Raw genomic sequence first — 12,445 nt, 5'->3', positions numbered from 1 at the left:
CGGCTGGCCGCGACTGTCGCGTGCGGTGCGGGCCCTGGCGCTGGGATTGGCCGGCTGCAGGGCGTGGCTGCACCCGCTGGATTGGGGGCTTTCGCTGGGCCTGGGCCTGGCCGCATGGGGCCTGGTGGCGCTGTCGTTCGCCTGGCTGCTGCACGGGCTGGGCATCGGCCTGCCCTGGCGCGATGCCGCCTCCCTGTACCCCACCGCCATGCTGGCCGGCGCCGCGTCCATGCTGCCGGCCGGCATCGGCACCACCGAGGCCACCCTGGTCGCCTTGCTGGCGCTGCACGCCGTGCCGCTGGGCCTGGCCACGCTGGCGGCCGTGGGCATCCGCGTGGCCACGCTGTGGTTCGCCGTGCTGTGCGGCTTCGTGGCCATCGGGGTGCTGGAGCGCCGGCGCGCGGGGGGCGAAGCCGTCAGGTGAGCGCGCTGGCGCGGTGCGTCAGCCAATGGCCGGCTCTACTGCCGGCTCCGCAGGCCGCAGCTTCGCCCGGCCCTCCGCCAGCGCCTCGGCCGTGATGGCGGCCTTGTGGCGGTGCGCGGTCGCCGCGTCCGACAGGATCTTCCACAGGGCATCGTTGCCGGGCGACATGTGGTCCACGATGCCGCTGGCGACCAGGTCCGTCCCGTTCTGCAGGCCCGGTGTCTGCGACCCCGGCCGCGTGTAGCCCTTGCCCAGCTGCTCCAGCTCGGCATTGGACAAGGGGCGGGCATCGCCGCCCCTCGCGGTCGATCCCTCGAAGAACTCCGGGTGGAACTGCAAGCCGATCAGCGGCGCCCGCGGCTGGGACGATTCGATCGCCATGATGGCCCGCCAGGCGGTCCCGCCCTCCTCCGCGGCAATGGTGCGGCTCAAGGCAGTGCTCAGGTGCGGGCGGCCGGCCGGATCGTCGATCACGGCCTGGTGGTGCAGGACGGCTGCGCGGATGTCCTGCAGCGCGTTGCCGAAGACGCTGGCCTCCTTCTTCGCACCCTCCGTGGCGGCAGGGTCCTGCGCCGATGCCGCCCCGCCGGCCCGGTCGTCGCCGAGCGTGCGCACGCCGACGTGGCGCCCCACGTGCTGCTGCAGCGGTGCGCCGAAAAAAGACGTTGGTCATCTGGAATCCGCGGCAGATCGCCATCAGGGGCACGCCGCGGTGAAAGCACTGGTGCAGCAGGCCCATTTCGAGCACGGACCGGCGGTAGTCGCCCTTCCAGTCCGTCTGCGGCTCGGCCTGCTGGTTGTACAGGCGGGGCGAAAGGTCTTCGCCGCCGGGCAGCACGACGGAGTCCACATGCCGGGCCAGGATCTCGGCCTTGGCCAGGATCTGCGCGATCTTCGGCAAGGCCTGGGGGTCCGCCAGGGCATCGGCCACGAGGCGCTGGGGCAAGGACTGGTCGCCGGCCGGCTGCGAGGCCAGGCGGTCGAGGTGGGCCTCGACCTCGGCATCCACCACCGCCGCCTGCACCGAGGCCACCCGCATCTCCACCCGCAGCGGCAAGGTGCCCCGCCACGGCCGCGATCTTGGCCCCGACGCGCGGAACGGTGACGCCCCGCGACTCGTGCGAGACCAGCGTGGCCGTGGTGGGCCGGGTGAGGTGGGCGGTGTCCGCGGAAGCCGCATCGATGGCAAAGCGGGCCCGCGTGTCCAGGAACACCGTGTCGGTCAGGTCGGACGCTTCGATCCGCGTGTCCTTCGACACCGAGGCGCTGAGAAAATGCGTGCCAGGCATCTGCACGCCCTTGAACACGCAGTTCCCCTCGAAGCTCGCATCCTCGAAGCTGCTGTGCTGCAGCCGGCTGTCTTCGAAGCGAACGCCGCTCAGTGCGGCGTTGACAAACATCGTCTCCCCGAATTCGCAGCCCTTGAAGGCGGTGTCGTGCAACGCGGCATTCGCGAACGACACGCCTTCGAACCGGCAGCCCTCGAAGTGGCTGCCCTTGATGCGCGTGTCCGCCAGGGAGCTGCCGCCGAACTGGCAGCGCTTGAAATCCACGCCCGAGAGATCCCAACCCCGCAGGGCAGGACCGCCCTCGGGCAGCTGTGCGCCCTCCAGCACGTGGGAATGGCCCGCGGCGCCCAATGCGGCAGCGAGCGACGGCTTGCCAGTGCCTGTGGCGCTCGCCGGCGCATCGGCCACGGCCTTCAGGAGCCGATGCAGCAAGGCGGTGTCCGCCGTGCCCACGGCGAGCGGCGCCTTTGGCGGCACGGACGGGCCCGCGCCGGTCGGCAGCGCCGACAGCGGCACGCGCGATCGCATGGCCTCGGCGCCTGGGGAACGGGGTTGCCTGGCCGCCAGGTCCGGATGGCCCGATGGCCCCGCCGCAGCGGGCCCGCTTTTGCCGATGGCCGGCGCGCCATCGGCCCCGGTGGATTCGGGCTGCCGGTGTTTCACCTCGGCAGCGTTCACTGTCACTTTCATTGGTATGCACCTCCCTGTCCGCCGGCCTCCCTGCGCGGCCCAACGCCACCAGTGGAGCCATGCCGACGGGGCGCCGATTCTGAACAGGGATCGCGCCTGCGCAAAGCGCGGATTTCGCATATCGACCTGCGCAATGCGCAGATGCCCCTGCGGGGATGGCCGGTCAGCCCCGCAGGCGCTCGATCAGGCCGTTGAGCGCCTCGATCGAGCCGAACTGGATCGCCAGCTCGCCCATCTCTTCGGTGCGGCTGCCACGCTTGACGCGCTTTTTGACACGCACCTCGACTTCGGCCATGAGCAGGTCGGACAGCTCCTCCTCCACCCGCTTGAGGTCGCGCGACTTGGCGTCCTTCTTGGGCTTTTGCGGCACCAGGCTGAACTCGGCGCCGATCTTCTTGACCAGGGCCTCGGCCTCGCGCACCGACAGCTTCTTGGCCGCGATCTGGTTGCCCGCCGTGATCTGCGCCGCCCGGTCCAGCGACAGCAGCGCGCGCGCATGGCCCATGTCGATGTCGCCGGCCATCAGCATCGTCTGCACCGGATCGGCCAGATTCAGCAGGCGCAGCAGGTTGCTGGCGGCGCTTCGCGAGCGGCCCACGGCCTGCGCGGCCTGCTCGTGCGTGAGGCCGAACTCCTTGACCAGCCGCGACAGGCCCTGCGCCTCTTCCAGCGGGTTCAGGTCCTCGCGCTGGATGTTCTCGATGAGGGCCATGGCGGCGGCCGACTCGTCGGGCACGTCGCGCACCAGCACCGGCACCTCGGCCAGGCCCGCCAGCCGCGCGGCCCGAAAGCGCCGCTCGCCGGCGATGATCTCGTAGCGGCCCGCATGATCGCCCTGCGCCAGCCGGCGCACCAGGATCGGCTGCATGATGCCCTGCGCCTTGATCGACTCGGCCAGCTCGTACAGCGCGCCCTCGTCCATGCGCGTGCGGGGTTGGTACATGCCGGGCACCATGTCGGCCAGGGCCAGCGTGGTGGGGGTGCCTTCGGGCGGCGGCGGGGCGGCATCGCCCTTTTCCGCGACCTTGGGGCCCAGCAATGCTTCCAGGCCGCGGCCGAGGCCCTTGGGTTTCTTGGTGACCATGTTGTCGTTCCTCGTACAAATCAAAAAGGGGGGCGGATGCCGTGCGGATCGGACCCGCGGCGGCGGGCAAGGCGCCGGTTCAGCCAGCGCCGCTGGCCCCAGAAAAGCCCTGCGAACGCCAGCAGCACCCACAGCCAGTTCCCCTGCGAAAACCCTGGCTGGCCGTGACGAACCGGCAGGCCAGTGGCCTCTACCGCCAGGGCCACTTCAAGCGCCGTGAGCAGGGCCACCGCCGCAGACAGCCACAGCGGTGCAGGCGGTGTGGCGGCCGACCCGGGCGTTCCCCGCCGCGCCGCGAACCGCAGGAACACCCCGAGCGCGATCACGGCCAGCACGGCGGCGGCGAACAGCTTGCCGGTGAACACCATGACCGGAACCCCGGCCAGGCTCAGCAGGCCCACGCCGCACTCCGCGGCCACCTGCAGGCTGGACGCCGCGCCCGCCTTGAGCCGTGCGATCCAGGAAAGCGGCGTGGCACGGGCCTGAGGCACGGGCCTCGGCCCCTCGGCAGAGGTGCCCGGGGGCTGTCGCCGCATCACCGCGACAGGGCCTCCAGCCAGCCGTGGCCTTGCGCCCAGTCCCCCAGGCCCGACTCGGCATTGATGTGGCCGAGCGCGCCCGCATCGACGAAGCGCGCGCCCCAGTCGTGGCCCAGCCCCTGCACGCGCTCGAAGCTGCAATAGGGGTCGTTGCGGCTGCCCACCAGCACGGCAGGAAACGGCAGCGGCTGGCGCGCGATGGGGGCCCAGCCGGGCAGCAGGGGCGCGATATCGGGATGCTCCACGTCGCCGGGGGACACCAGCAGCGCGCCGCGCACCCGGTGGGCGTTCTTCGAATGCGCCGCCCACCAGGCGGTGAGGATGCAGCCCAGGCTGTGCGCCACCAGCACCACGGGGCCGCCGGCGTCCACCACCACCTCTTCCAGGCGGGCGGACCAGTCGCCACGCAGCGGGTGCATCCAGTCGTGCTGCTCCACGCGCCGGTAGCCGTGCAGGCGCTCCCAGCGGCTTTGCCAATGGTCTTCCCCGGAGTTCTGCCAACCGGGCAGCAGCAGCACGTTGTCTGGTTTCATACTATGTTTTTGATAGCAAAGAGGGCAATGAATCCGCCGGCATGAGGGCGATCTGGCACTCAAACCCGCTGCGGCCTACATGCGCTTGACGCGCTTGACCATCTCGCGGGCGAAGTCCACGAACGCCTGGCTGCCCTTGGCGGACGGGTCGAACACCACGCCGGGCAGGCCGTAGCTCGGTGCCTCGGCCAGGCGCACGTTGCGCGGGATCACCGTGTTGAACACCTTGTCGCCGAAGTGGTCCTTGAGCTGCTCGCTCACCTGGCTTTGCAGCGTGATGCGCGGGTCGAACATCACGCGCAGCAGGCCGATGATCTGTAGGTCCTTGTTCAGGTTGGCGTGCACCTGCTTGATGGTGTTGACCAGGTCGGTCAGCCCCTCCAGCGCGAAATACTCGCACTGCATGGGCACGATGACGCCGTGGGCGCAGCACAGGCCGTTCAGGGTCAGCATGCTCAAGGACGGCGGGCAGTCGATGAGGATGAAGTCGTAGTCCTTGTCCACCTCGGCGAGGGCTGCCTTCAGGCGCCGCTCGCGGTGCTCCAGCGCCACCAGTTCCACCTCGGCGCCGGCCAGTTCGCGGTTGGCGCCCAGCACGTGGTAGCCGCACTTTTCCGACAGCACCGCCGCCTCCTTGACCGAGGACGACTCCAGCAGCACGTCGTACACCGTCAGCTCCAGCGCGCGCTTGTCCACGCCCGAGCCCATGGTGGCATTGCCCTGCGGGTCCAGGTCGACCATCAGCACCCGCTGGCCGATCTTGGCCAGCCCCGCGGCCAGGTTGACGGAGGTCGTGGTCTTGCCCACCCCACCCTTCTGATTGGCAATGCAAAAAATCTTGGCCATGACTGCTTTCGTTTCGCGGAAATTATTTGGAGAGGGCCAGCTTGATGCCGAAGCCGATGAGGAAGACGCCGGCGATCTTCTCCAGCCCGCGCGCGACCTTCGGGTTGGCGCGCATGCGCTCGGCCAGGCGGTGGGTCAGCAGCACGACGACGAGGCCGTACAGGAAGGTGAGCACCGCGATGGTGGCCGCCATGGCGCCGAAGGTCAGCAGGCCCTGGTGGCGCGCCGGGTCCACGAAAAGCGGAAAGAACGCCATGTAGAACACGATGGCCTTGGGGTTGAGAAGCGTGATCCACGCCGCCTGCTGGAAGTAGTGCCGGGGCTCGATGTGGAGCACCGGCTGGCCGCCGGGCCGGGCGGTCAGCATCTTGAAGCCCAGCCACGCCAGGTAGGCCGCGCCCAGCCACTGCACGGCATGGAAGGCCGCCGGGTACGAGGCCAGCAGCGCGGCGACGCCCGCCACCGCCATCCACATCAGCACCTGGTCGCCGGCCATCACGCCCAGCGTGGCGGCCAGGCCGGCGCGCACGCCGCCCTTGCTGGTGGAGGTGATGAGCGCCAGGTTGCCGGGACCGGGAATGGCGAGGAACAACACGATGGCTGCGACGAACGCGCCGTAATCTGCTATGCCAAACATGAAAGCCCCCCGAAAACTGGAGGAGCGAGTTTAAGCGACGGCCGGCGGCGCACCCGCCGGGCGCCGCATCCAGACGATGCAGCGCTCGGCATCCAGGCCGGGCACGGCGAGAGGTTCCACGTGAAACACCTGCACGCCCGCCGGCAGCGCGGCGATCTCGTCATCGGGCCGCTTGCCCTTCATGGCCAGCCATACGGCGTGCCCTGCCATGGCGCCGCTCGACCAGGTGGTGAAGTCCGGCAGCGAGGCGAAGGCGCGGCAGCTCACCAGATCGTACGGCCCGGCCAGGGTCTCGACCCGGGCGTGGATGCCGTGCAGGTTGGGCAGGCGCAGCGTCACGGCGGCCTGCTGGATGAACGCCGCCTTCTTGGCCACGGTGTCCACGCAACTCACGTCCAGGCCCGGGCAGCAGATGGCGAACACCACGCCAGGCAACCCGCCGCCCGAGCCCACGTCCAGCAGCCGGGGCGGCAGCGCGGGGTTGGCATCCAGGTCCGCCGGCACCTGCGCCAGCTGGCGGCGCAGCGGCGGCACCGCCGCCAGGCTGTCCAGCAGGTGATGGGTGAGCATTTCCTGCGGGTCGCGCACGGCCGTCAGGTTGTAGACCTTGTTCCACTTCTGCAGCAGCGCCAGGAACTCCATCAACTGGCCGATCTGGGCGCTGCCGAGCCCCAGCCCCAGGGCCTGCGCGCCTTCGGCCAGCGTGTCCTGCAACGCCTGCGCGGTCATGCGGGCACCTCGGCTGTGGCAGGCGTGGTGCTGAAGCCCTTGAAACCGCCCTTCTTCAAATGCACCAACAGCAGCGAGATCGCGGCGGGCGTCACGCCCGAGATGCGCGAGGCCTGGCCCAGGGTTTCCGGACGGTGCTTCTGCAGCTTCTGGCGCACCTCGATGGACAGGGCCGGCACCTGGAGATAGTCCAACTCGGCGGGCAGGCGCAGGGTTTCGAAATGGGCGGCGCGCTGCACTTCGTCCTTTTGTCGGTCGATGTAGCCGGAGTATTTGGCGGCGATCTCCACCTGCTCCACCACCGGGTCGGCCAGCTCACCGAGTGTTTCACGTGAAACGTCCGGCGACGCCAGCCGGCCACCGTCCATGCCCATGAGCGTGGCGTAGTCCACTTCCGGACGTCGCAACAGGTCGAACAGGTTGTATTCGTGCTCGATGGCTTTGCCCAGCACCCGCGCCGACTCCTCGGCCGGCAGGCTGCGGGGGTTCACCCAGGTGGCCTTGAGACGCTCTGTTTCACGTGAAACCGCGTCTCGCTTGCGGCTGAAGGCATCCCACCGCGCATCGTCCACCAGGCCCAGCTGGCGGCCGGCCTCGGTCAGGCGCATGTCGGCGTTGTCCTCGCGCAGCTGCAGGCGGAACTCGGCGCGGCTGGTGAACATGCGGTAGGGCTCGGTCACCCCCTTGGTGATGAGGTCATCCACCATCACGCCCAGGTAGGCCTCGTCCCGCCGCGGCAGCCAGGCGCCGCCGAAATCGTTGGCCTCGCCCTTGATCTGGCGGCACTGCAGCGCGGCATTGATGCCGGCGAACAACCCCTGCGCCGCGGCCTCTTCGTAGCCCGTGGTGCCGTTGATCTGGCCGGCGAAGAACAGGCCCTGCACCTGCCGCGTCTCGAACGTGCTCTTGAGCGAGCGCGGGTCGAAGTAGTCGTATTCGATGGCGTAGCCGGGGCGCAGGATGTGCGCATTCTGCAGCCCCGCCATGCTGCGCACCAGGTCGTACTGGATGTCGAACGGCAGGCTGGTGCTGATGCCGTTGGGGTAGAACTCGTGCGTGGTCAGGCCTTCGGGCTCCAGGAAGATCTGGTGACTGTCCTTGTCGGCGAACCGGTTGATCTTGTCTTCCACGCTCGGGCAGTAGCGCGGGCCGACGCCCTCGATCTTGCCGGTGAACATCGGGCTGCGGTCGAAGCCGCTGCGGATGATGTCGTGCGTGCGCTCGTTGGTGTGGGTCATCCAGCACGGCACCTGGCGCGGGTGCATCGCCGCCCCGCCGTGCGCATGCGCCATGAAGCTGAACACCGGCACCGTGCCCTCGTTCACGCCGCCGGGCATGCCGTCGCCGGGTTGCTCCTCGCATTGGGAAAAGTCGATGCTGCGGCCGTCGATGCGCGGCGGCGTGCCGGTCTTTAGCCGCCCCTGCGGCAGCTTCAGTTCCTTCAAGCGGGCCGACAGGCTGGCGGCCGGCGGGTCGCCCGCCCGGCCGGCGGCGTAGTTGTTCAGGCCCACATGGATCTTGCCGTCCAGGAAGGTGCCGGCCGTGAGCACTACGGTGCGGCTGCGAAACCGCAGGCCCACCTGCGTGACGGCGCCCACCACGCGGTCGCCCTCCACCATCAGATCGTCCACCGCCTGCTGGAACAGCCACAGGTTGGGCTGGTTCTCCAGCATGCGGCGGATGGCGGCCTTGTACAGGATGCGGTCGGCCTGCGCGCGCGTGGCCCGCACGGCCGGGCCCTTGGAACTGTTGAGGATGCGGAACTGGATGCCGCCCTCGTCCGTGGCCAGCGCCATGGCACCGCCCAGCGCATCCACTTCCTTGACCAGATGGCCCTTGCCGATGCCGCCGATGGAGGGGTTGCAGCTCATCTGCCCCAGCGTCTCGATGTTGTGCGTGAGCAGCAGCGTGCGCTGGCCCATGCGCGCGGCGGCCAGCGCGGCCTCGGTGCCGGCATGGCCGCCACCGACGACGATGACATCAAATTCCTGGGGGTACAACATGGGACTGCTCCGGGGCCCCGCGGGGCCGTTCATCGATTCGATCGCCGCCGCAGGGCGCGGGGCGTGCCCGGCAGGAACGGCGCCGAAGGCCGGCCCTGGCAGGCTGGAAAACCGGTGATTTTCCCACTTCGGGCCCGCCCCTGCCACCGGTGCTGTTTCACGTGGAACAGGTGCCTTGCAACAACGGGTTTCTTGCAGGTTTCCTGCCCCGCCGGTGTGCTTCAATCGCGGCCATGCAAAAACTCCTCGTCTTCGCGGGCAGTACCCGCCAGCAATCGTTCAACCGCCGTCTCGCCCGCGCCACCGCCGACATCGCGCGCGATGCCGGGGCCGACGTGACGCTGCTCGAACTGTCGGACTTCGACATCCCCATGTACAACGCCGACCTGGAAGCCGCCGGCACCCCGCCCGACGTGTTGCGCCTGAAGGCCGCGCTGGACGCCCACCCGGGCTGGATCATCTGCTCGCCGGAGTACAACGGCAGCTACACCGCCCTGCTCAAGAACACCATCGACTGGGCCTCCAGCCCCGTGGCCGGCCACCCGGTGTGGGGCGACGGCACCCGCCCCTTCCGCGGCAAGGTGGTGGGCATGCTGAGCGCTTCCAACGGCGGCCTGGGCGGCCTGCGCTCGCAGAGCCACCTGGCGCCCCTGCTCATCAACCTGGAGTGCTGGGTGGCCCCGCAGTCCTTCGCCCTGGGCCTGGCGGCCAGCGCCCTGGACGACCAGGGCACGCTGGCGCACGAGCCGCACCGCCAGCGCGTGCGCGCGGTGGTGGACCAGGTGCTGTGGGCGGCCGACCGGCTGGGCACGCCGGGCTTGGCCGCCTGAGTGCGGCACGCAGCGGGCGCGGGGCCGGCCCCTTTCAGGGCAGGCTGAGCATCTGCTGAATCTTGCCCATGGCGCCGGTCAGGCGCTGCTGGATCGCCTGGCGCTCCGGCTCCGAACCCCCTTCGTACCCTCCCAGTTCTCTCGAGGCGGTGCGCAATCCCAGGTACACCGCGAGCCACTCCTTGGTATCGACGGGCTGGCCTGCGGCCGAATCGGGGTATGCCTCGACCTTGGCCAGGTCGTCCATGACCGACGTGTGTCCCGCAGAGAAGCATTCGAGCATCGGCTCGGCCGGACGGAACGAGTTCATGTGCATGTTGCGGATGAAGCGCTTGGGCTCGGCATCTTCCGTGTTCTGGCTGGACAACGCGATGAAGGCGGATTCAAGATCGTCGCGGCTTTTCGCGCGCTCTTCGGGAGCGGTCTGCTCGTTGGGGAGCCGCTGGCGGGCGGCTTCGATCTGCTGCGCGTTCAGGCCTTCCACCGGCTGGCCTGCGGGCAGCTTGGCGAGAATCGCGGCGATCTCCTTGTCGCCCAGGATGTCTTGCCCCAACACCTGCTGGCCGATGTGGCGCAGGCTCTGCAGGATGGGGGCGACGTTGTGGCGGCCCATCTTGTCGCCGAACTCCAGGTGGTAGTGCGGAAGCATGCGGCCGTTGTCGGCGAAGCTGACGCCCAGCGTGTGGTAGTAGTCGTAGTCCCGCTCGTTGGATGCGCGGGGGATCTTGCGGTCTTCGTGCACTTTGCCGTCCCCCGCCAGGTGGTTTTCATGGATGGTGATGGGCTTGGCGCCTGCCTTCTCCGCCAGCGTGTTGTAGGCCATCACCACCGACGTGACCGCGCGCTGCAGGTCCCGCTTTTGCGTCTGGCTCAAACCGCCCGTGGCGAAGAGGTCCGATCCAGTCAGGTTCAGAAGGCGCTTGTGCGGGCGAACCTCGATGTTGGACAGCAGCGACCCCTCGGTGCACGCAACGCGCGACCATTCGCTGGGGTTGTTGCGAGCGATGCTGACGGTGCCGGGATTGCGGGCGTTGCGCGACCCGAGCGGGTGCTGCAACGTGTCGAATCGCCGGACTTCCGGCGCCAGTTTCGGCCCCCCCTGCGTGGGCATGGATTCGCTGCGGGACAGGCCGCCATGCGGCTGAGCGGAGGAAGGCTGTGCGACTTTCAAGATGAAATCCCTTTCGATGGTTTTTTTGGACCGGCGTGGGCCGCCGGTTCCCCGTGAAGGCACCAGGCGCCCAGGGGGACTGCCATGCTAGGACGGCGGCCCGCCCGGCACGGGTCGGCATGCGAAGATGCGAGCGGCCGGGCGAAGCGCCTGCGCACGGCCTGGGGCGGGCCATCCGCCCTGCTCCAACCCTCAAAACGGCCTCCAGCGCAATATCCACTAGGGCATATTGCTATCAATTTAATAGTATCCAATGGGGTATTCCATTTGACGACCTGCCGGCCCGGCTGCGGCGCCTGCTGCACGGCCCCCTCGATCACCAGCCCGATCCCCGGCATGCCCCAGGGCAAGCCGGCCGGCGTGCGCTGCATCCAGCTGGACGATGCGCAGCGCTGCCGCATCTTCGGCCACCCGGAGCGCCCGGCCGTGTGCGGCTCGCTGCAGCCCGAGCCGGCCATGTGCGGGCCGGACCGGGCCCACGCCCTGCACTACCTGGGCCAGCTGGAGGCGGTCACGCGCCCGGCGCCCCCGCCTTCAGCGGCCTCGGCCGCTTCCGGCTAGCATGCAGAGCTTGTCCAACACCACACCTTCGGGTCATCCATGAAGCTCTACTACAGCCCCGGCGCCTGCTCGCTCTCCCCCCACATCGCCCTGCACGAAGCGGGCCTGGCCTTCACCCCCGTGCTGGCCAGCACCAAGAGCCACAAGCTGCAGGACGGCACGGACTACTACACGATCAACCCGCTGGGCTACGTGCCCCTGCTGGAGCTGGACGACGGCACCCGCCTGCGCGAAGGCCCGGCCATCGTGCAATACATCGCCGACCAGGCCCCCCTCAAGAACCTGGCCCCCGCCAACGGCACCCTGGCCCGCTACCGCCTGCAGGAATGGCTGACCTTCATCGGCACCGAACTGCACAAGGGCTTCAGCCCGCTGTTCGGTTCGTCCACGCCCGAGGAATACAAGACCACCGTGCGCGAAAAGCTCCTGTCGCGCCTGCAGTGGGTGGACAGCCAGCTCGACGGCAAGGAATGGCTCATGGGCGAGCATTTCTCGGTGGCCGACGGCTACCTGTTCACCGTCGTGGGCTGGGGCAAGGTGGTGGGCCTGGACACGTCCCACCTGACCCACCTGTCGGCCCACCACGCCCGCGTGGGCGCCCGCCCTGCGGTGCAGGCGGCCCTCAAGGCCGAAGGCCTGCTCAAGTAAGCCAGACCAACGGCGGGGGTCGGGCGTGCCTTCGGTGCCTGGATTCAGGCACGCCCCTTCCACGGCACCAGCCGCGCCTCGGCCCAGCGCACCGCCAGGTCGAAGGACCAGGCCACCAGGCCGATCACCAGAATGCCCATCACCACCAGGTCGGTGCGCAGGAAGTTCGAGGCGTTGAGCACCATCTGCCCCACGCCCACGGTGGCGGCCACCATCTCGGCCGCCACCAGCGTCGTCCAGCCGAAGCCCAGGGCGATGCGCAGGCCCACCAGGATCTCCGGCAGCGCCGCCGGCACCACCACATGCCACACCACCTGCAGGCGGCTCGCACCCAGCGAGGCCGCGGCATTGAGCTGCTCGGTGCTGGCGCTGCGAACGCCGGCCTTGGCCGCCAGGGCGATGGGCGCGAAGCACGCCAGGTAGATCAGCAGCACCTTCGACGCCTCGTCGATGCCCAGCCA

Annotated in this window: 14 protein-coding genes and 2 pseudogenes; 4 read left to right on the top strand and 12 right to left on the bottom strand. The window is 69.4% G+C overall.

Going from position 1 to position 12,445, the window contains the following annotated elements:
• Positions 1–424, top strand: a 424-nt coding sequence (locus AC27IQ_RS12620; protein ID WP_487089668.1) for a lysylphosphatidylglycerol synthase domain-containing protein, incomplete at its 5' end; no start/stop codon positions are given.
• Between the two features lie 18 nt (positions 425–442).
• On the opposite strand, the gene AC27IQ_RS12615 is transcribed toward AC27IQ_RS12620, so the two are convergent.
• The 10 genes and pseudogenes from AC27IQ_RS12615 to mnmG all read right to left on the bottom strand — a co-directional run bounded on the left by AC27IQ_RS12615 (position 443) and on the right by mnmG (position 8,774).
• Complete coding sequence (locus tag AC27IQ_RS12615) at positions 443–1,057, bottom strand: hypothetical protein (RefSeq protein ID WP_487089669.1); 615 nt, start codon at positions 1,055–1,057, stop codon at positions 443–445.
• An 82-nt stretch (positions 1,058–1,139) separates the two neighbouring features.
• A pseudogene (locus tag AC27IQ_RS12610) lies at positions 1,140–1,463 on the bottom strand (gamma-glutamyl-gamma-aminobutyrate hydrolase family protein); the annotation flags it as partial.
• 325 nt (positions 1,464–1,788) lie between these two features.
• Positions 1,789–2,241, bottom strand: a pseudogene (locus AC27IQ_RS12605) (pentapeptide repeat-containing protein); the annotation flags it as partial.
• 325 nt (positions 2,242–2,566) lie between these two features.
• Entirely contained in the window at positions 2,567–3,487 is a 921-nt protein-coding gene (locus AC27IQ_RS12600; RefSeq protein WP_284397235.1) for a ParB/RepB/Spo0J family partition protein, read from the bottom strand.
• Between the two features lie 20 nt (positions 3,488–3,507).
• Positions 3,508–3,978 carry a hypothetical protein gene (locus AC27IQ_RS12595; RefSeq protein ID WP_487089667.1) on the bottom strand — a complete coding sequence of 157 codons (471 nt, stop codon included), beginning with the start codon at positions 3,976–3,978 and terminating at the stop codon, positions 3,508–3,510.
• Positions 3,979–4,022: 44 nt separating this feature from the next.
• Positions 4,023–4,559 (bottom strand): RBBP9/YdeN family alpha/beta hydrolase, encoded by a 537-nt coding sequence (locus tag AC27IQ_RS12590; protein ID WP_487089666.1) that lies wholly within the window; start codon positions 4,557–4,559, stop codon positions 4,023–4,025.
• A gap of 75 nt (positions 4,560–4,634) precedes the next feature.
• Positions 4,635–5,405, bottom strand: coding sequence for a ParA family protein (locus tag AC27IQ_RS12585; protein WP_284405563.1), 771 nt, complete (start codon positions 5,403–5,405; stop codon positions 4,635–4,637).
• A 22-nt stretch (positions 5,406–5,427) separates the two neighbouring features.
• Positions 5,428–6,042 (bottom strand): LysE family transporter, encoded by a 615-nt coding sequence (locus tag AC27IQ_RS12580; RefSeq protein ID WP_487089665.1) that lies wholly within the window; start codon positions 6,040–6,042, stop codon positions 5,428–5,430.
• A gap of 30 nt (positions 6,043–6,072) precedes the next feature.
• A complete protein-coding gene (gene rsmG, locus AC27IQ_RS12575; protein WP_487089664.1) occupies positions 6,073–6,771 on the bottom strand; it encodes a 16S rRNA (guanine(527)-N(7))-methyltransferase RsmG in 699 nt (232 codons plus the stop codon).
• Positions 6,768–8,774 carry a tRNA uridine-5-carboxymethylaminomethyl(34) synthesis enzyme MnmG gene (gene mnmG, locus AC27IQ_RS12570; RefSeq protein WP_487089663.1) on the bottom strand — a complete coding sequence of 669 codons (2,007 nt, stop codon included), beginning with the start codon at positions 8,772–8,774 and terminating at the stop codon, positions 6,768–6,770. The genes rsmG and mnmG overlap by 4 nt, the downstream gene beginning before the upstream one ends.
• 233 nt (positions 8,775–9,007) lie before the next feature.
• On the opposite strand from mnmG, the gene AC27IQ_RS12565 reads away from it, so the two are divergent.
• Positions 9,008–9,604: an NADPH-dependent FMN reductase gene (locus tag AC27IQ_RS12565; protein WP_487089662.1), complete on the top strand. Its 597-nt coding sequence runs from the start codon at positions 9,008–9,010 to the stop codon at positions 9,602–9,604.
• 34 nt (positions 9,605–9,638) lie between these two features.
• Here AC27IQ_RS12565 and AC27IQ_RS12560 read toward each other — a convergent pair whose 3' ends face one another.
• Positions 9,639–10,775, bottom strand: coding sequence for a hypothetical protein (locus AC27IQ_RS12560; protein ID WP_487089661.1), 1,137 nt, complete (start codon positions 10,773–10,775; stop codon positions 9,639–9,641).
• Positions 10,776–11,042: 267 nt separating this feature from the next.
• Between AC27IQ_RS12560 and AC27IQ_RS12555 the strand changes: the two genes are divergently transcribed.
• The gene (locus tag AC27IQ_RS12555; RefSeq protein ID WP_487089660.1) at positions 11,043–11,336 is read left to right on the top strand and encodes a YkgJ family cysteine cluster protein; all 294 of its coding nucleotides are present in this window, start codon (positions 11,043–11,045) and stop codon (positions 11,334–11,336) included.
• 39 nt (positions 11,337–11,375) lie between these two features.
• A complete protein-coding gene (gstA, locus tag AC27IQ_RS12550) occupies positions 11,376–11,984 on the top strand; it encodes a glutathione transferase GstA (protein WP_284397266.1) in 609 nt (202 codons plus the stop codon).
• A 44-nt stretch (positions 11,985–12,028) separates the two neighbouring features.
• On the opposite strand, the gene AC27IQ_RS12545 is transcribed toward gstA, so the two are convergent.
• Positions 12,029–12,445, bottom strand: a 417-nt coding sequence (locus tag AC27IQ_RS12545) for an ABC transporter permease subunit (protein WP_487089659.1), incomplete at its 5' end; no start/stop codon positions are given.

Source organism: Acidovorax sp. KPB24-07, from assembly GCF_057543315.1.
Note: the sequence above shows the minus strand (reverse complement) of the source record. Positions and strands in the feature narration are given on the sequence as shown.